Here is an 18,122-nt window from a genome sequence, read left to right as displayed (position 1 = left end):
TTCTCCCGGGCGGTCCCTCCCGGCGGCTATTGTCCGAAAATCCCCCGGGCGATCAGGGGCGAGAGTTTCACCACCAGGCCCGCGAAGACCACGCTGACCATGCTCATGAGCTTGATGAGGATGTTCAGGCTGGGTCCGGACGTGTCCTTGAAGGGATCGCCCACGGTGTCGCCGACCACGGCCGCCTTATGGGCCTGGCTGCCCTTGCCCCCGTAAGCGCCTTTTTCGATGAACTTCTTGGCGTTGTCCCAGGCTCCCCCGGAATTGTTGAGCATGCAGGCCAGCACGAACCCCGAGGTCAACCCCCCGGCCAGCAGGCCGACGACGCCGGCCACTCCCAGGATGACGCCCGTGACCACGGGAATGGCGATGGCCAGCAGGGCCGGGATCACCATCTCCCGCTGGGCTCCGGCGGTGGAGATGGCCACGCAGCGGGCGTAGTCGGGCTGGCCCTTCCCTTCCATGATCCCGGGAATCTCCTTGAACTGGCGGCGGACTTCGTTGACCATCGAACCGGCGGCCCGGCCCACGGCCTTCATCGTCATGGCGCAAAAGACGAACGCCATCATCGCCCCCAGGAAAACCCCGCACAGCAGCAGCGGGTTCATCAGGGAAAGATCGTAGGCGTTGACGAAATCGGCGATGCGGGCGTCGGCGGCCACGACGATGTCCATCCCCGGGTTGAGGGCGGCGTGTTTGAACTTGGCGGCCTCGTTGGAAACGAAGGCGAAGTGGCGGCCGACCGTGAAGATCCCGTCGGGACCGGCCAGCCTTCCCGCCCAGATCTTGATCTCCTCGATATAAGCGGCGAGCAGGGCCATGGCGGTGAGGGCGGCGGAACCGATGGCGAACCCCTTGCCGGTGGCCGCGGTCGTGTTCCCCAGGGAATCGAGGGCGTCGGTCCGCTCGCGGACCTCCTTTTCCAGACCCGACATCTCGGCGTTGCCGCCGGCGTTGTCGGCGATGGGCCCGTAGGCGTCCGTGGCCAGGGTGATGCCCAGGGTGGAGAGCATCCCCACCGCCGCGAACCCGATTCCGTAGAGCCCCACGGACATGTTGTGGAAACCTCCGGCGAACCCGTAGGCGCAGAGGATGCCGACCACGATGGTGACGACCGGGATCCCGGTGGAGAACATTCCCACCGCCATTCCGTCGATGATGGTGGTGGCGGGCCCCATCAGGGCCTGGTGGGCGATGCCCTTGGTCGGGGCGTATTCGTCGCTGGTGTAGTGTTCGGTGGACTGGCCGATGACGATCCCGGCGACCAGGCCGGCCACCACGGAACCGAAGATGCCCCAGGTGATGAACCCGCTCAGGGCCATCGCCGCCACGGCGCCCAGGATGATGATCGAACTGCCCAGGGTCCCGGTGAGGAGGGCCTTGAGCAGGGTCTTCTGGGTGGCGTCCTCGCGGGTGCGGACGAAGAAGATGCCCACGATGGAAAAGAGGATTCCCAGCGCCGCCACCAACATGGGGGCGATGACGGCCCGGATCCCCCCGAAAAGGCCGCCGGCGATGGGGAGGGCGGCGCCCAGGGCGGCGGTGGCGAGGATGGAACCGCAGTAGGACTCGTAGAGGTCGGCGCCCATGCCGGCGACGTCGCCGACGTTGTCCCCGACGTTGTCGGCGATGGTGGCGGGGTTGCGGGGATCGTCTTCCGGGATCCCCGCCTCGACCTTGCCGACCAGGTCGGCGCCGACGTCGGCGGCCTTGGTGTAGATGCCGCCCCCGACGCGGGCGAAGAGGGCCTGGGTGGAGGCGCCCATCCCGAAGGTGATCATGGTGGTGGTGATCTCCACCAGCTTATGGCTTTCGTCCATCCCGGGCTTGACCAGGGCCATGCCCAGCACGCTCAAACCCGATTGCATGTGCGCGGCGGAATAGACCAGCTTGTCCAGAATCAAGTACCAGATGGAGATGTCGAGCAGGCCGAAACCGACCACCACCAAGCCCATCACGGCCCCGGAGCGGAACGCCACCTGGAGCCCCTGGTTGAGGGTGTGGCGGCAGCCCTCGGCGGTGCGGGAAGAAGCGTTGGTGGCGGTTTTCATCCCCAGGAAACCGCAAAGCCCGGAAAAGAAGCCCCCGGTCAGGAACGCCACCGGGACGAAGGGGTTCTGGATGCCGAAGGCGGCCATGACCAGGAAGACGAGAAAAAGCGCCCCGAAGACCAGCGCCACCACCCGGTACTGCCGGCGGAGGTAGGCGTAGGCCCCTTCCTTGACGTAGCGGGCGATGGTCTTCATGGTCTCGTTCCCTTCCGGGGAAGCCATCATCCGCCGGTAAAAGTACCAAGCGAAGACCAGGGCGGCCGCCGAACAAAGCGGAGCCAGCCACCAGACGGCGGGAAGGTCGCCGGCGCCCGCTTCGGCGGCCGCGGCCGGCCCGGCGCCCAGGACGATCCCCGCGGCCACCGTCAATCCACGCAACAGCATCGTTTTCAATTCGTTTTTCTCCTTTCTCTTCTGCCTCTTTCTTCCTGTTTCCGCCCGAAAACATCAAGCCGGGACACAGTTTGATAGTATACGCCCGGAGGGAAGAAGACGGCAACCATATCCCCTGGAAACGCCGGCTTCTCGAAGCGAAGGCCCATCCGAAGATGCCGGGAGCGGGACTCGAACCCGCAAGCTCAGATATGAGCACATGGCCCTCAACCATGCGTGTCTGCCAGTTTCACCATCCCGGCTCGCAGCAGGGTACTAAACCACACCCGGGAGCGGGCCTTCAATACAATTTTTGGCCGGCGCCCGGCTCAAAAAGCCTCGACCCGGAGCCAGAACCGTCCGCGGCTCGAACCGCAGCCCGCCTCCAGCAAGCCGCGGCGGGGACAAAGGGCTTCGGCCGCCGCCGCCGCCCGGTCGAGGAAGAACGGGTCGGGGGCGGAGGGGAGGCCGCGCCAAAGTTCCCGGAGCGCGGGAAGGACCCGGCGGCGGAACCGCGGCGGGGAAACGGCCAGCCAGATCCCGGGACCTTCGCCGGGCCAGGCCGCCGCGCCGGAAAGGGGTTCCAGGGCGGAAGGCGGCGCCGCCGCCCAGACCCGGGCGCCTTCGACCAGCACGGAAAATCCCAAGGGACCTCCCGGGGAAAAAACGACGGCCGGCCCGGTCCCCGACCGCGCCGGGATCCAACCCACCGCCACCATCTCGGAGACCAGGCCGGAGACGAACCGCGCGGAGGAGGAAGCGTCGGGAAAATCCAGCCAGGCCCGGCCTTCCGGAAGAACGATCCCTCCCGCCAGCGCCAAGCTCTTCAACCTGACCCCGCCGGACCGGACCGGGCCGGCGCCCCAGTCCCGGAGCCGGGCCGAAAGCAGAACGCGGTCGCGCCGGGAAAGGGGCCAGACCCTCCATTCCGCCAATTCCAGCGGCTGCCTCGCCACCGCCATCCCGGCCTCCTCCGGACCCAACTCGAAACGGGGGAAGGGAGGCGGGGCCGCTTCTTCCCCTCCTTCCTCTCCCCCCGTTTCCCGGGCCCAAAGGCGCAACGGAGGAGAAAAGGAGACCGCCCCCTCCCCTTCCACCCCTTCCGCCTCGAAGAAGAAACGACCGGGGAACTCTCCGCCGCCGGGACGGCCGCGCCAGCGCCGGTACCGCTCCGACCGGGCCAAAACCGGGCCCGGAGGCCGGAGTATCTCCGAGGCCAGCGCCAGGGGATCGGCGGCGGACACCACCAGGAAGAGACGCCCCCGGAGGGAGAAAAGGGCCGTGCCTCCCCCCGGGGGGCCCGAAAACCGGCGGACGGTCCGGCCCGCGGCTTCCGCCCGTTTTCCCCTCCGGCCGGAGCCGAGGGCAAGAAAAGCCGAGACCGCCCCCCGGCGCAGGGGCCCCGCCGGAACGGACACGGCCAGGTCGTATCCTTGCTTCCCGGGAACGAGGGCGGCGACCGCCCGGGGGAAAAGAACCGGCAACGCGGCCGCGGCGGACGGCACCGAAACCGCGGCCCGGGCGCCCCCGAGCAGGTCGGAAGTGGAGATATCGGCCAGGAGAACGGTCCGGGCCGGCAACGCTTCGGCCGGGTCCCAATCCCCCGAGCCGGTTTCGAACCAGACCAGGACGGCCAAACCCAGGAACAGGACACCTCCGACCGGACGCAGCCGTCCGGGTCTCACCCGCCCTTCCCCCGGAAACAAGCGACCCGGTGCCCGGGCTCGGCTTCGGCCAGGACCGGGGCGGCCTCCCGGCACTCCGGGCCGCGGCGCGGGCAGCGGGGATAGAATCCGCAGCCCCGGTCCGCGGCCCCCGCCGGGGAAGCTTCCGGGGGGGCGGGGCGGGAAACGGCGGGATCGGGGACGGGGATCGACTCCAGGAGAAGCCGGGTGTAAGGATGAAGCGGCCGGGCGTAGACCGCCGCCGCGGGCCCGAGTTCGACCAGTTTACCCCGGTACATGACGGCCACCCGGTCGGCCAGTTGCTCGACCACCGCCAGGTCGTGGGCGATGAAGAGATAGGTAAGCCCCAAGCGCTCCTGAAGTTCCTTGAGCAGGTTGAGGATCTGGGCCTGGACCGAGACGTCGAGCGAGGAGACCGGTTCGTCGCAGACCAGGAAGTCCGGGTTGAGGGCCAGGGCCCGGGCGATGCCGATCCGCTGCCGCTGGCCGCCGGAAAACTCGTGGGGATAGCGCTCGGCCGCCTCCCCCGAGAGCCCGACCAGATCGAGGAGTTCCCGGACGCGCTCCCGCCTTTCCCCGGCCGTCCCCACCCGATAGACGGCCAAACCTTCGGCGACGATCGACCCCACCCTCATCCTCGGGTTGAGCGACCCGTAAGGATCCTGGAAAACCACCTGCATCCGCCGGCGGTACCTCTTGAGTTCCGCCGGCGCGAGCCGGAGCAGGTCTTCGCCTTCGAAGAGGACCTCCCCGGCGTCGGCGGGGATCAGGCGCAACACCAACCGCCCCAGGGTCGTCTTCCCCGAACCCGATTCGCCCACCAGACCCGTCGTCCCCCCCTGGGGGACGGCGAGGTCCACCCCGTCCACCGCCCGGATCCAGGCGCGGGGACGCCCCCAGACCGTGCGGCCCGCGGGAAAGGATTTCCGCAACCCGCGGACCTCCACCAGGGCCGGTTTCTCCGGGGCCGGCGTTCGGCTCATTTTTCCGCCTCCGGCGACGCCGCCCAGCAGGCCGCGCGGTGGTCGGTCCCGACTTCTTCCAGCGTCGGGTCCCGGCGAAAACAGATATCCCGGGCCGCGGGGCAGCGGGGCGAGAAAGCGCAGCCCGGGGGGCGCTCGGCCAGGGAGGGAACGTTGCCGGGGATGGTCTTCAGCCGCTTCTCCGTCCGGCCCAGCCGGGGGATGGAGCGCAAAAGGGCCCGGGTATAGGGGTGGACGGGCCGGCGGAAGATTTCCGGGGTCGTCGCCTCCTCCACGATCCGGCCCAGGTACATCACCGCCGTCCGGTCGGTCTCCTGGGCCACGATCCCCAGATCGTGGGTGACCAGCAGCAGCGCCATCTCCCGTTCCCGGCGCAGGCTTCCCAGCAGTTCCAGGATCCGGGCCTGGACGGTGACGTCGAGGGCCGTGGTCGGCTCGTCGGCCACCAGCACCCGGGGACCGCAAGCCAGGGCCATGGCGATCATCACCCGCTGGCGCTGGCCCCCGGAAAGCTGGTGGGGATAGCTCTTCATTCTCGCTTCGGGGTCGGGGATACCCACCCGTTCCAGCAGGTCCCGGACCCGGGCCGCGGCCGCCGCCGCCCCCGTCTTCTCGTGGGCGCGGATGGCTTCCGCTATCTGGTCTCCCACGGTGAAGACCGGATTGAGCGAGGTCATGGGCTCCTGGAAGATCATGCCGATCAGGCGCCCCCGGTAGCGGCGCAGCTCCTTTTCCGGGAGGGAGAGCAGGTCCCGGCCCTCCATCGTCACCCGCCCGGACTCGACCACCGCCGCCGGGGGGAGAAGCCCGAGCAGGGAAAGCGCGGTCAGGGTCTTGCCGCACCCCGATTCCCCCACCAGTCCCTGGGCGACCCCCCGGCGCAGGGTCAGGTCGACCCCGGCCACGGCCGGAAGGAGACGGTCCCCGTGCCGGAAGGAGACGCGCAGGTCTTCGAGTTCCAAAACCGCCGTCATCGTTTCGTTCCCCTCAATTTCGGATCGAGGACGTCGCGCAGATAATCCCCGACGACGTGCAGGGCCAGACTGATCAGGAAAATCGCGCCCGCAGCCGCCGCCAACTGCCACCAGATCCCCCGGGCCAATTCCAGCTTGGCGTCGTCGATCATCACCCCCCAGCTCGGGACCCGCTTCGCGCCCAGCCCCAGGAAGCTGAGGATGACTTCGGCGTGGATGTAGGAAACGAAGCCCAGGGTGAAGGTGATGATGACCAGGTGAAACACGTTCGGAGTCAGATGCCGGAACATGATCCGCGCCCGCGATGCCCCCAGCGCCCGGGCGGCGAGGACGTACTCCCGTTCCCGATGCTTGATCGTCTCGCCCCGGACCAAGCGGCACAACCCCACCCATCCCGTCAGGCCCAGCGCGATATACACCGCGGCGATCCCGTCCAGCCTGAACGCTTTTCCCAGAATGCTAATACTTTTCCCCTGGAGGACAAAGGCAAATGCGAGGATGAGGAGGTAGTAGGGGACGGACTGCAAGGTGGAGTAGATCCAGGTGACGACGTCGTCGACGACCCCTCCCAGATACCCCGCGGCCAGGCCCAGGACCAGGCCGATGGCGACCGCCAGGACCGATGCGGTCAGGGCCACGGTCAGGGCGGTGCGCGCCCCCCAGACGGTCTTGGCCAGGACGTCGCGGCCGTGGACGTCGGTCCCCAGCCAATGCCGGGCCGAGGGAGGTTGATAGGACCGGGCGTAGTCGACCTTCTCCCAAGAGGGCACGTTCCAGCCGCTGACCACCCAGGCGCAGACGGCCGCGTAAAGAGCGATGACGGCGAAGGCGGCAGCCAGGAGGGGCCGGCGCTTCAGCTTCCGGAAAATTCCCGTTTTTTTCATCCTCTATTCCAGCGAAACCCGGGGATCGACCAGGGCGTAACCGATATCGGTCAGGATCACCGCCCCCAGGTAGATCGCCGATTCGATGAACGTCAAGGCGTTGATGACCGGCCAATCCGAGGCGTTGACCGCGTCCACCAGCATGTACCCCAGACCGGGGATGGAAAAAAACCGCTCGAGCAAAAGCGAACCCAGGAAGAGAAAAGGGAAAACCACCGCCAGTTGGGTGATGACGGGGATCATGGCGTTCTTGAGCACGTGTCCGAACATGATCCTGGCCGGGGAAAGCCCCTTGGCCCGCGCGGTCCGAACGTAGTCGGCCTGGACCTCGTCGAGGATGACGGTCCGGTAGAAACGGACCCCTCCCCCCAGCGAAGCCGCCACTCCCAGCAAAACCGGGAGGGCGACGTAAACCGCCACCGACGGACCGAAGGTTTGCGGGTAGCCGTAGACGGGGTACCAGCCCAGTTTTCCGGCCAGGTAAGTCTGCCCCAGGATGATCAGGGCCAGGTAGGGGACGCTGAGGCCGATCAAGCAGGCGAAGACCAGGAGCCGGTCCAGGAGACCGCCCCGGCGGAAAGCGGCCAGCACCGCTATGGTGAGTTGGAGGAAGATGCCGATGAGAAAGGCGGGGACGGTCAGGCTCAACGAGGGCCCGGCGCCGGAAAGGATCATCTCCCCTATTTCCCGGTGGTACTGCCGGGACCGGCCGAAATCGAGGGTGAACGTGCGCCGGAAGTGGGCGAAGAGCTGATTGTCGGCGAACTCCGGCCAGTCTCCCCGCAGGAGCGGGGCCGGATCGGGCCAGAGGGGACGGTCGAACCCGAGCTGGCGGCGCAGTTCCCGCTTCTGCTCGGCGGTGGCGTACTTTCCCGCCAGTTGGTCGACCGGATCGCCCCCCACCACCCGGAAAAGGACGAAGGTGACGAAGACGATCCCGGCCAGAACCGGGACGCAGTAGAGAAGCCGGCGGACGAGGAACCTCTTCACGGCCGACCCCGCGTTTCCAGAAAACGCCGGCGCCGGGCGGCGTCGACCGCCTGGTACTTGACGGTCCCCTCGGCGAAATTGTTGGGCTTGTAGTTGCGCAGCCAGTCGTGGACGAGAACGTAGTTCTCCCGGTAGAGGACGTAGAGCCAGGGACACCGGTCGATGACGATGTCCTCCATTTCCCAGTAGCGGGGCATCCTCTCCGCCAGGTCGGGGAGAAGAACCGCTTCCCGGTAGAGCCGGTCGAATTCGGGGTCGGAGAAATTGCAGGTATTGGGACCCGGGGACCGGTTGGGACCGTAAAAGAGGAGAAGAAAGTTCTGAGCGTCGGGGTAATCGGCCTGCCAGCCCAGGCTGAAGACTTGGTGGCTGCGTTCCTTGGCGGCGTCCTGGAAGCGGGGCCAGGTCATGTAATCCATCTCCACCTTCAGGCCGATCCCCTCCATCTGCAGCCGGAAATACTCGCCCGACTGCCGGGTGGCGGTGTCGGTCCCGGGGACCGCCACCCGGATGACGGGGATCTCCCCCCCCCGAATTTCCCGAGCCTCGGCCAGGAGTTCCCGGGCGCGGACCGGATCGTAACGCGTCCAGGGATTTTCTTTTTCCGGACGGAAGCTGGGGAACATGGGGGGAATGGGGCCGGTGGGGATCCGTCCGCGCCCGTTGAAAAACCGGTCGATATACGTGAGCCGATCGAAGCCCAGGGACATGGCCCGGCGCAGGGGGAGGTTCGGGCCGACCACCGGGTCGTCCATGTTGAAACCGTAATAGAACACCGCGGGGTCCTCGAAGGTGACGAGCTCGATCCCCCGCTCCCGGAGGTCGGGCGCCAGTTCGCGCTCGGGGGTGACGGCCCGGCTGAAGTTGTCGCGGGGTATCCCGCTGGCGTCGATCTCGCCCTGGAGGAAGGCGAGCCAGAGAGGCTGCGACTCCTCGATCACCGACCATTCGATCCGGTCGATGAAGGGGATTCTTCTCCCCGCGTCCCGCAGCAGCCCCCGCTCCCGGTCCGCGGGGGTGCCGGCGGCCGGGTACTCCTGGATGCGGAAGGAAGGGTTGCGCACCATGGTGAAGCGGTTGGAGCGGAAATCGCCCCGCAGGAGGTAGGGCCCGGTCCCGACCGGGTGGTTGACCGTGTCGTCCCCGTAATACTCCACCGCTTCCCGGGCCACCGGGGCGGTGGGAAGGTGGGCCAGCCAATAGAGAAGAAAGGGATAGGGCCGGGTCAGCTCGATCTTGAGGGTATAGCGGTCGGGAGCGGAAAGTCCCGGGACCGGGCGGTCGTAGTCGACCCGGTCGGTCCCGGCGGTGGCGGCGCGGAACTCGTCGAGACCGGCCACGTAACCTTGGAAAACGGACGCGTAGTTGGTGGAGCGGTTATGCAGGTCGGCCATGCGCTTCCAGGCGTAGACGAAATCCTCCGCGACCAGTTCCCTTCCCCGCCCTCCCGGGAAACAGGGGTCGTCGGCGAAGAAAACCCCCGGACGGACGGGGACGGTGAAGGAAAGACCGTCGGGGCCGATCTCGGGCATTCCCGCGGCCAGTTGGGGAACCAACCGGTAGGGCCGTTCCAGGTAGGCGTAGGTATAGAGGGTTTCGAAAATCTGGCCCGCGACCGAAGCGCTGGTGGTGTCGCCGATGTCCTGGGGGTCCAGCCCCCGAATCTTGCTTCCCAACGCCGCCCGGCGGACCGATTCGCCCCCCTCGCTTCCGCCGCCGGGGGAATACCAGAAGGGGACCGAAAGAAAGACGCCCAAAAGCGCCAGGGAAACCGCCCCCATGACCGCCCAGGCTCTCATCCCCCTCCGGAGACGCGAGCGGGTTTACTGAACCGGCGCCGGCGCCTCATCTCCCGGGGAAGGCGCCTCGGCGGCGGCGGTGGCCTGTTCCCGGTCGAGGTTCTGAACGATCTCCTCGCTCAAGGTCTCTCCCCGGTTGGTGGAAAGAACGGCGAGGATGAGGGAAAGCAGCATGAAGAACACCGCCAGCACGGTGGTGGAACGCGTGAGCAGGTCCCCGGTGCGGGCGCCGAAGATGGCCTGCCCTCCCCCGCCCCCGAAGACTCCGGCCAAGCCGTCGCCCTTCCCGGACTGGAGGAGGACAATCGTGACCAGCGCCACGCAGACAACCACATAGAGGGCGATCAGGATCGGATACAGCATCGAATCACTCCGTCGTTTCGGTTCCCCAGACTGGCGGAGTCTAAGTGCTCCGCCCCGGGGAGTAAAGTAAAAATCGGAGAAGTCCTCAGACGCAGGCCCGGGCGATCCCGGCGAAAGAAGCGGCGTCCAGGCTCGCCCCTCCGACCAGAAAACCGTCGATGTCTTCGCCGGCGATCAACTCGGCGGCGTTGGACGGCTTGACGCTGCCCCCATAGAGGATGCGCAGGCGGGCGGCGGCCTCCCCGTACCGGATCCCGAACAGTTCCCGGACGAAACGCTGGGTCTCTTCCGCGATCGCCGGGGTGGCGGTGCGGCCGGTGCCGATCGCCCAGATGGGCTCGTAGGCCACCACCAGCCGGTCGATCTCCGCTTCCCCCAACCCGGCGAAGGTCTCCTCCACCTGCTTGCGGAGAAATTCCTTGGTCACGTTGTGTTCCCGTTTCTCCAGGGGTTCGCCGATGCAGACGATCGGAACGAGTCCCGAGGCCAGGGCGGCGCCGATTTTGCGGTTGACCGTCTTCCCCGTATCTCCGAAGAACTGGCGGCGCTCGGAATGGCCCACGATAACGAACGCGCACCCCGCGCTGCGGAGCATGGGCCCGGAAACCTCCCCGGTGAAGGCCCCCGTGTCCTCGTAGAAAAGGTCCTGCCCGCCGACCGCGATCCCGGTGCCGGAGAGAGCGTCGGCGACCGGTTTCAGGGCCGGAAAAGCCGGACAGACCAAGAGATCGGTCCCCGCGAAGTTCCCCAGGGATTCCCTCAGTTGCCCGGCCAGTTCCAGGGCTTCGGGGACGGTTTTATGCAGTTTCCAGTTGCCGGCGACCAGTGTCGTTCTCATCGTTACCTCAAGTTCGGTTGCGGTCGGTCAGGGCGTCCACGCCCGGAAGGATTTTCCCCTCCAGGAATTCGAGGGAAGCCCCCCCGCCCGTGGAGATATGGCTGATATCGGCGGCCACGCCGCTGCGGTTCACCGCCGCCACCGAGTCCCCGCCGCCGATGATGGTGGTGCCCGGACATTGGGCCAGGGCCCGGGCGATCGCCATCGTTCCCGCCGCGAACGCCTCCCATTCGAAGACGCCCATGGGACCGTTCCACACCGCCGTGCCCGCCGCCCGGATCCGCTCGGAATAAAGTTCTATCGTGCGGGGACCTATATCCATCCCCATCCAGCCTTCCTCGATGCCGTCCCGAGGCACGATCCGGGTCCGCGCGTCGGGAGCGAACCGGTCGGCCTCCACGTGGTCGAGGGGCAGGAGCAGGTCGACCCCCCGCCGCCGGGCGAGGTCGAAGATCTCCCGGACCAGTTCGAAGACGTCGATCTTGGCGCCTTTCTTGTCCTCGACCACGGTTTCCACCCGCGACGAGCCCACGTTCACCCCCTCCACCTTGAGGAAGGTGTAGGCCATGGCCCCCCCGACGACGAGGACGTCCACTTTCGTCAGGAGGTTGGAGATGACCTGGATCTTGTCGGCGACCTTGGCCCCCCCCATGACCGCCACGAAGGGACGGCGGGGGTTTTCGATCGCTTGCCAGAGGTAGCGCACTTCCTTCTCCAGGAGGTAGCCCATGGCCGACCGTTTCATGAACTTGGTCACCCCGACCATGGAGGCGTGGGCCCGGTGGGCGGTCCCGAAAGCGTCGTCGATGTAGACGTCGGCCAGCGCCGCCAGTTTCCGGGCGAAACCTTCGTCCCCCGCCTTTTCTTCGGGGTGGAAGCGGAGGTTTTCCAGGAGCAGCACGTCGCCGGGCCGGAGGGCGGCGGCGGCGGCCTCGGCTTCGGGCCCCACGCAGTCGGGAACGAAAGCGACCGGGCGCCCCAGGAGCCGGGAGAGCCGTTTCGCCACCGGGGCCAGGCTCTTGGCCGGGTCGGGCTTGCCGCCGGGACGCCCCAGGTGGGATATGAGGATGGCGGAAGCGCCGCGGTCGAGGACGTATTCGATGGTGGGTAGGGCGGCCTTGATCCTGGTGTCGTCGGAGATCTCGCCCCGGTCGTCCAGGGGAACGTTGAAATCGACCCGGATCAGGGCTTTCTTCCCCGCCAGGTCCAAATCCTCGATGAAGAGTTTGTCCGTCGTCATCGCTTCCTACCTCCGCGGCCCGCGGCCGCCGGCGTCAGGACATGAGCTTGAGGAGATCGACGCACCGGTTGGAATATCCCCATTCGTTGTCGTACCAGGAGAGGACCTTGACCAGGTTCCCCTTCATGACCATGGTGGAGGGGGCGTCGAAGATCGACGAAACGGGATTGCCGACCACGTCGACGGAAACGATCGGGTCCGGGCAGTATTCGATAATCCCCTTCATATCGCCGGCGGCGGCCGCTTCCACGGCGGCGTTGACGGCCGCCGCGTCGGCCTCCCGTTCCACTTCCACCGTGAGGTCCACCAGCGATCCGTCCTGGGTGGGCACCCGGACCGCGATCCCGTCCAGCTTTCCGTTCAACTCGGGCAGGACCTTGCCCACGGCTTTGGCGGCGCCGGTCGTAGTGGGAATCATGCTGACCGCGGCGCTGCGGGCGCGGCGGAGATCGGAGTGCGGGGCGTCCAGAATCCGCTGGTCGTTGGTGTAGGCGTGGATGGTGGTCATCAGCCCCCGGCGGATGCCGAAGCTGCGATCGATGACCTTGGCCAGGGGAGCCAGGCAGTTGGTGGTGCAGGAGGCGTTGGAGACGAAAACCTGGTCGGGGCCGAGCTTATCGTCGTTGACCCCCATCACCACCAGCATGATCCGGCCCTCGGGGTCTTTCTTGGGAGGGACCGTGAGCAGGACCTTGCGGGCCCCGGCCCGCAGGTGCATCTCCAGGTCGGCCGCGCTCCGGAAAACCCCGGTGGCCTCGACCACGATGTCCACCCGGTCCTCTTTCCAGGGAAGTTCGGCCGGGTTCTTGACGCTGGTGACCGAGACGCGGCGGCCGTTGACGACGATGGCGTCGTCGGCGGCTTCCACGGTCCCGGGAAAACGGCCGTGGACCGAATCGTACTTGAGCAGGTGGGCCAGCACGGAGGGACTGGTCAAATCGTTGATGGCGACCGCTTCCAGCGATTTTTCGTCTTCCAACAGACGAAACACCTGCCGGCCGATGCGCCCGAATCCGTTGATGGCGATTCGTGAAGTCATGGTTTCCTCCTTACTTGATAGAGCGTGCCCGTCGTTTACGGTCGTATCCTTCGTGACCCGACGTTCGCAGCTCGACGCCGGGGTTGAGAAGCTTACTATGGAGGAACCGCCAGTCAAGGTTAAATGAGGCCGCGGAGATTTTTTCTTGGTCGCGACATTCCCAGCCGTTAGACTGTCCGGACAACCGGAAACGCCCATGAGGTACTACCGTCTCCCATTCAGATTCACCGAACTCTACGTCGGAAGCGCTTCCGCGCTCAAACGGCATACGGGCATCCGCCTGCTCTGGATGCTGGCGGCCTGCGCCCTGGGCCAGGCCGTCTTCTTCGTCTTCCCCCGCCTTCCCGCCTGCGCGGAAGGCGTCTTCTACCCGGGGACTTTTCTGCTCGCCGTCTTCTTCCTGGCCGGGACCTACGGGGCCCTGGAGTTTTCCCTGGACCGCGGCCCCGGGGGGACCCGCGCCTTCCTCAGTTTCGGGGCTTTCTACTTTTTCCGTTTCCTCTTCCTGGAAACGGTCAAGCTCTTCGCGATCGGAGCGTTGATTTTTACCGGGGTGGAACTGGGCGAGGCCCGCTCGGCCTTGATCGCGGTCTCGACCGCCGCGGTGACCGCGGGGCTGGCGGCCTGGGCGGCCTTCTTCTACGCCGGGGGCGTTCTCGTCACCGACAACGTCTTCCCCTTCGGCGCCCTGCGCAAAAGCATGCGGATCGCCCGGGACAACCCCTGGCTCACCTTGAAACTCTGCGCGGTGCTCCAGTGGCTGCCCCTGGCGGCCTTTGCCGGCCTGTATTACCTCGGTTCCCTTCTTCCTCCCCCGGCCGACTCGATTCTCTCCGCCCTCGGGACCCTGATCGCGGCCTGGTTCTTTCTGGTCTCGACCGGGGCCGCCCTGAGCTGTGCCCGGAGAAGGCGGCGCAGGCGGGAAGAGGACCGCGGGGAATACTATCCCTTCAAGGGCTCCTGACCCGGAGAAGCGCTCCGGCCGCGGAGAAACTGGCCGGGACATCCAGAAACATGGTAGCCTGTTGCCGCAACCGGCATTTTTCGGAGGACTCATTATGAAATGCGTTCGGATCGCAACCGCGGTGCTCGTGCTCGGGATCGGGGCGAAAACGGCCGGGGCCCAGGCGCCCACTCCCGGCGCGGCGCCGACGCCGCCCCTCGACCTCACCCGCCTGGGCGAGATCGAACCCTCCAAGGTGCTCTGGGCCATCCGGGGAACGAGCCGGATGTACTACTTCGCCCGAGAAGAGTATCAGGCCGAGGGCTGGATGCTCACGCAGCCCCTGGCTTTTTTCTTCAACCCCGATAAGTTCGCTTTTCGGGCGGGGTGGGCGTACGGGAACCAGTGGGACGACGCCAACGTCGGCAACTACTCTCTGGCCACCGGATACAACACCATGGCCCGGGGATGGTACTCGACCGCTCTCGGCGCGGCCACCAGCGCGGAGAAGGACCACTGCACGGCGATGGGCTACAGTTCCAAGGCTTCCGGTTTCTGCTCCACGGCGGTGGGGAAGTCCACGGTGGCGGCGGGAGACTACGCCATCGCCATGGGTTATTATTCGGAAGCCTCGGGCGAGCACGCCCTCAGCCTCGGAGCCGGCACCACCGCCAGCGGCGATCACTCCGTGGCCCTGGGCGACTACTCCACCGCCTCGGGGGCTTCGGCGACCGCGGCGGGAAGAGCGAGCAAGGCGTCCGGCGACTACGCCGTCGCCCTCGGTTACGGGGTAACCGCCCAGGACTCGGGGACCGTCGCCCTGGGAACCTGGGTGACCGCGCGGGCCCCCAATGCCATGGTGATCGGGGCCGGACGCACCAGCAACGAGCAGATGGTCAACAGCATCCCCAACTCGCTGGCGATCGGCTTCAACACCGACCGGCCGATTTTGACCGTCAGGGAAAACGGGGTGGGAATCGGAGTCGACGCCCCGGACCGGAGTCTTCACGTCCGCGACACGCTTCGTCTCGAACCCCGCGAAGAAGCCCCGGGCCGGCCCCAGGAGGGCGACCTCTACTACTCCAAGATCGACCACACCCTCAAGTGCTTCGACGGAACGGCCTGGCGCAACTGCTTCTGAAGGGGGCCTTTACTGGATGACCACCCTCTCCGAGCCCGCCAGCTGCAGGGCCGCCTCCCGGCGGGAAACCCTGAAGTCGTCCACGGAACGCTCGGAGGGGAGGAATCGGTAGAGCGGGGAATCGGGATACCCCAGCACCGCCATCAGGTACTCCCGATCTTCGGGAACGGGAAAGTAGGCGGTGTATTCGGCCGGCCCCCGGATCCCCCCCCGGCCCAGGGCCGCCACCGGGGTGTCCGCCCGGAGGAAATAGGCCCGGTCTTCCCCCCCGAGATACGTTCCGTCGGACGAATAAAACCGCAGAGCGAGACCGAAGCCGGCGTGCATGCCGGGAGTGAGCACGCCGAAGTTCATCTCCAGCACCTCTTCTCCGGGGAGAAGCGCGGGCCGGGGGTTTTCGACCAGACGCAGCCGCCGGATGACGAAATCGTCGCCGGCGCGGACCGGGGCGGCGGCCGCCAGAAGAATCAGCAACAAGGGTACAAGCACGCGCATTGTCAGCCTCCGTCGTCTAGGGGTAACGATTGGCTCGTCAATACCTGGTAGTTTACTTTTTTCACGCCCCTGCTGACCATTCCCAATTTGCGGGCGGCGGCCAGGGAAAGATCGAAACGCCGCTCGGGGTGGGGGCGGAGCGGCTGGATCGCCTCCCCCCGGTCGTCCACGGCGTACGGACCCCGATCGTTGATCGTCACGATCACCGCCCGGCCGCTGTCGGGGTCGATCAGCCGGACCCGGCTTCCCAGCGGAAGCTCGGGACTGGCGGCGCTCAGGGCCAGCATGTTATAGGGAACCCCCGAGGCGGTGGTGCGCCCGTGGAAAATCCCTCCGTACCAGGAGACCATCGCCGTTTTTTCCGACGAAACCCGGAATCGGGGAAGGATCAAACTGACGAGAAAGGCCCCCAGTACCGAAACCGCCAGCAGGGCCCACCTCCTTTTCATCCCCACCTCTGCGCCACGCCGGCGCCCCATTCCGCGGTCGTCTCCCAGGCGGCCCGGAACAAGCCTGCCAGCGCCGGAAGCGCCCGGGCGCCGGGGCGGACCAGGGCCAAGAAACCGATCAGGAGAAAGCAGTTGGCGATAAAGATCAGGGGCCAGGAAAATACGCGGCCGGCGGCGCGGATATCGGGCTGCCCCCGGAGGAGGAGGGACGCGGTGAACGCCAGGTGAAGCGCCCAGGCGAACCCCAGGGCCGCGTAGAGAAGAGGAAGCGCCGGTGGAAATCGGACTCCGGCCAGACGGACCCCGACGATCGCTCCCGCCAGGACCAGGGCATAGAGGGGAAAGATATAGGGAGAGAGCAGGATCATGGAATTCATCCGGCTGGCGCGGACGTTCCCCCCGCCCGCGCCGGCGCTGAACCCCAGCACCTTTTCCCCGAATATCCAGACCCAGAGGGCATGCGTCAGTTCGTGCCCGAAAACGTAGAGGCGGGCGGGACCTTTGCAGACCAGGGCCAGCCCCAGATAAGCGGCGGCGCCGAGCCAGAAGCAGCCCGTGCCCGGCAGGAGGTCCCGGGCGGCTTGAACCGACCGCAGACCGACCGCCGGGCAGAAGAGGAGCAGCGCCGACCCGGCCGCCAATTTAACCGCGGCGACGACGATCTTCATCTTCGCACCGATACCGGCGGCCCGTCCTTTCCCGGACTCTCCCCTTTTTCTCCCCCCGCGCTCCGGCGCCGCCGACCGCCGGGAAGGGCCTCAATCCAGCGACTCCCCGCGGCGGATGAAGGTGGGGATGTCCAGGTCCTCTCCTTCGAGCAGAGTCGGTTCCGTCCCCGCGAACTTTCCGCGTTCCAGCACTTCGAAATTGATCTCGGTCTGGGCCGGGCGGGGAGCGACTCCCCGTTGAAAACGGTGGGCGCCCGGACGGCGACTCTCCTCCCCCGGAGTGAAGGCGGCAAGAAGAACGATTTCCACTCCCCCTCCCTCCGGACCGGGGGAAGCCGCCGCCAGGAGCCGGGCCGCGGCGTCGGGAACCGCCTCTCCCAGACATTCCATCCCCTCGTTCACGTCCTCCAGGGTCACGGGCGAGCCGCTGAAGAGGGCGAGGAGCACGCCGGCGGTCCGGGCCGCCTCCGCCACCGTGATATTGAGCATGGTCTGGGTCCGCTTGAGAGCGTGGACCAGGCCGCCGACGTCCTCCGCTTCCCCGACCGCCGCCGCCAGACGGCGTGGGGGGGCGAAAACGTCTCCGAGATCGCGGACGCTCCCGCCGGGGGGGAGGCTGCGGGTGAGAAAGGAAACCACGGCGGCGGCCGCCGCCGCCAGGAGCCGTTCGCTCCCCTTGAAACTTTCCCCGGCCGGGACTTCCCCGGCACCGCCCAGGTACCGGTCCGGGGAAAGCAGCAGCAGCGGGAACCCTTCCTTCTCCAGAAGTTCGGCCGCCCGGGCCGCGCGGGCGAAGGCGGCTCGGCCCTGCAACCGGAAAGCTCCCGAACCGATCACCACCGGTTTCACCCCCTCCTCACGGGCCAGGCGCCCGATTTCGAGAACCGCGCCGGCGCCGATTCCGCCGGCCAGCCCGGCGATCAGAACCAGGGAGTCCGCACCCTTGAGAGAGCGCCGGACGGCAGCGGCCGACTCCCGGACCGCCGCCGCGCCTCTCTCGGGATCGGCGCCGGCCCCCTCTCCGTCCAGAAGGGAAGGACCGAGCTGGAGTTTGTTCTTCAGTTCCGAACAGACCAGGGCGCGGGAGTCCCCGTCCAGGCCCAGAGTCGGGGCCGACCAGCCGGCTCGGGACGTCAGCAGTTCGGCCACGCGGCAACCCAGCCCCCCTACTCCCCAGACGCTGGTATGCGGCGGCCTCGTCTTCATAG

General features: G+C 67.2%; 17 protein-coding genes and 1 tRNA gene. 2 read left to right on the top strand and 16 right to left on the bottom strand.

Annotation, left to right across the window (positions count from 1 at the left end; all coding sequences use genetic code 11):
* Positions 1-26 precede the first annotated feature (26 nt).
* The 12 genes from PLZ73_06730 to gap all read right to left on the bottom strand — a co-directional run bounded on the left by PLZ73_06730 (position 27) and on the right by gap (position 13,218).
* The gene (locus PLZ73_06730; protein HOO77566.1) at positions 27-2,435 is read right to left on the bottom strand and encodes a sodium-translocating pyrophosphatase; all 2,409 of its coding nucleotides are present in this window, start codon (positions 2,433-2,435) and stop codon (positions 27-29) included.
* A gap of 165 nt (positions 2,436-2,600) precedes the next feature.
* Positions 2,601-2,686 (bottom strand) — tRNA-Leu (locus PLZ73_06725).
* Positions 2,687-2,752: 66 nt separating this feature from the next.
* Positions 2,753-4,108: a hypothetical protein gene (locus tag PLZ73_06720; protein ID HOO77565.1), complete on the bottom strand. Its 1,356-nt coding sequence runs from the start codon at positions 4,106-4,108 to the stop codon at positions 2,753-2,755.
* Positions 4,105-5,091: an ATP-binding cassette domain-containing protein gene (locus PLZ73_06715; protein ID HOO77564.1), complete on the bottom strand. Its 987-nt coding sequence runs from the start codon at positions 5,089-5,091 to the stop codon at positions 4,105-4,107. The genes PLZ73_06720 and PLZ73_06715 overlap by 4 nt, the downstream gene beginning before the upstream one ends.
* On the bottom strand, positions 5,088-6,065 hold the full coding sequence (locus PLZ73_06710; protein HOO77563.1) for an ABC transporter ATP-binding protein: 978 nt from the start codon (positions 6,063-6,065) through the stop codon (positions 5,088-5,090). The genes PLZ73_06715 and PLZ73_06710 overlap by 4 nt, the downstream gene beginning before the upstream one ends.
* Positions 6,062-6,949: an ABC transporter permease gene (locus tag PLZ73_06705; protein HOO77562.1), complete on the bottom strand. Its 888-nt coding sequence runs from the start codon at positions 6,947-6,949 to the stop codon at positions 6,062-6,064. Before PLZ73_06705 ends, PLZ73_06710 begins: the two co-directional genes overlap by 4 nt.
* Positions 6,950-6,952: 3 nt before the next feature.
* Complete coding sequence (locus PLZ73_06700) at positions 6,953-7,939, bottom strand: ABC transporter permease (protein ID HOO77561.1); 987 nt, start codon at positions 7,937-7,939, stop codon at positions 6,953-6,955.
* Positions 7,936-9,738, bottom strand: a complete 1,803-nt coding sequence (locus PLZ73_06695; GenBank protein HOO77560.1) for an ABC transporter substrate-binding protein — start codon at positions 9,736-9,738, stop codon at positions 7,936-7,938. Before PLZ73_06695 ends, PLZ73_06700 begins: the two co-directional genes overlap by 4 nt.
* A 24-nt stretch (positions 9,739-9,762) precedes the next feature.
* Positions 9,763-10,101 carry a preprotein translocase subunit SecG gene (secG, locus tag PLZ73_06690; GenBank protein ID HOO77559.1) on the bottom strand — a complete coding sequence of 113 codons (339 nt, stop codon included), beginning with the start codon at positions 10,099-10,101 and terminating at the stop codon, positions 9,763-9,765.
* A gap of 85 nt (positions 10,102-10,186) precedes the next feature.
* On the bottom strand, positions 10,187-10,939 hold the full coding sequence (tpiA, locus tag PLZ73_06685) for a triose-phosphate isomerase (GenBank protein HOO77558.1): 753 nt from the start codon (positions 10,937-10,939) through the stop codon (positions 10,187-10,189).
* Between the two features lie 7 nt (positions 10,940-10,946).
* Positions 10,947-12,179, bottom strand: a complete 1,233-nt coding sequence (locus PLZ73_06680) for a phosphoglycerate kinase (GenBank protein HOO77557.1) — start codon at positions 12,177-12,179, stop codon at positions 10,947-10,949.
* A 34-nt stretch (positions 12,180-12,213) separates the two neighbouring features.
* Positions 12,214-13,218, bottom strand: a complete 1,005-nt coding sequence (gap, locus tag PLZ73_06675) for a type I glyceraldehyde-3-phosphate dehydrogenase (protein ID HOO77556.1) — start codon at positions 13,216-13,218, stop codon at positions 12,214-12,216.
* Between the two features lie 196 nt (positions 13,219-13,414).
* Between gap and PLZ73_06670 the strand changes: the two genes are divergently transcribed.
* Both PLZ73_06670 and PLZ73_06665 read left to right on the top strand, forming a co-directional pair.
* Positions 13,415-14,182 carry a hypothetical protein gene (locus PLZ73_06670; protein HOO77555.1) on the top strand — a complete coding sequence of 256 codons (768 nt, stop codon included), beginning with the start codon at positions 13,415-13,417 and terminating at the stop codon, positions 14,180-14,182.
* A 94-nt stretch (positions 14,183-14,276) separates the two neighbouring features.
* Complete coding sequence (locus tag PLZ73_06665; protein HOO77554.1) at positions 14,277-15,302, top strand: hypothetical protein; 1,026 nt, start codon at positions 14,277-14,279, stop codon at positions 15,300-15,302.
* A gap of 9 nt (positions 15,303-15,311) precedes the next feature.
* On the opposite strand, the gene PLZ73_06660 is transcribed toward PLZ73_06665, so the two are convergent.
* The 4 genes from PLZ73_06660 to PLZ73_06645 all read right to left on the bottom strand — a co-directional run bounded on the left by PLZ73_06660 (position 15,312) and on the right by PLZ73_06645 (position 18,120).
* Complete coding sequence (locus tag PLZ73_06660) at positions 15,312-15,797, bottom strand: hypothetical protein (protein ID HOO77553.1); 486 nt, start codon at positions 15,795-15,797, stop codon at positions 15,312-15,314.
* 2 nt (positions 15,798-15,799) lie between these two features.
* Positions 15,800-16,246 (bottom strand): septal ring lytic transglycosylase RlpA family protein, encoded by a 447-nt coding sequence (locus PLZ73_06655; GenBank protein ID HOO77552.1) that lies wholly within the window; start codon positions 16,244-16,246, stop codon positions 15,800-15,802.
* Complete coding sequence (locus PLZ73_06650; protein HOO77551.1) at positions 16,243-16,914, bottom strand: hypothetical protein; 672 nt, start codon at positions 16,912-16,914, stop codon at positions 16,243-16,245. Before PLZ73_06650 ends, PLZ73_06655 begins: the two co-directional genes overlap by 4 nt.
* Positions 16,915-17,004: 90 nt before the next feature.
* Positions 17,005-18,120, bottom strand: coding sequence for a hypothetical protein (locus PLZ73_06645; GenBank protein HOO77550.1), 1,116 nt, complete (start codon positions 18,118-18,120; stop codon positions 17,005-17,007).
* Between the last annotated feature and the right edge of the window lie 2 nt (positions 18,121-18,122).

Source organism: bacterium (assembly GCA_035380285.1).
Lineage (GTDB): Bacteria > Auribacterota > Erginobacteria > Erginobacterales > DAOSXE01 > DAOSXE01.
The sequence above is the reverse complement of the archived record's forward strand: the minus strand, read 5'-3'. Positions and strand labels throughout refer to the sequence as shown.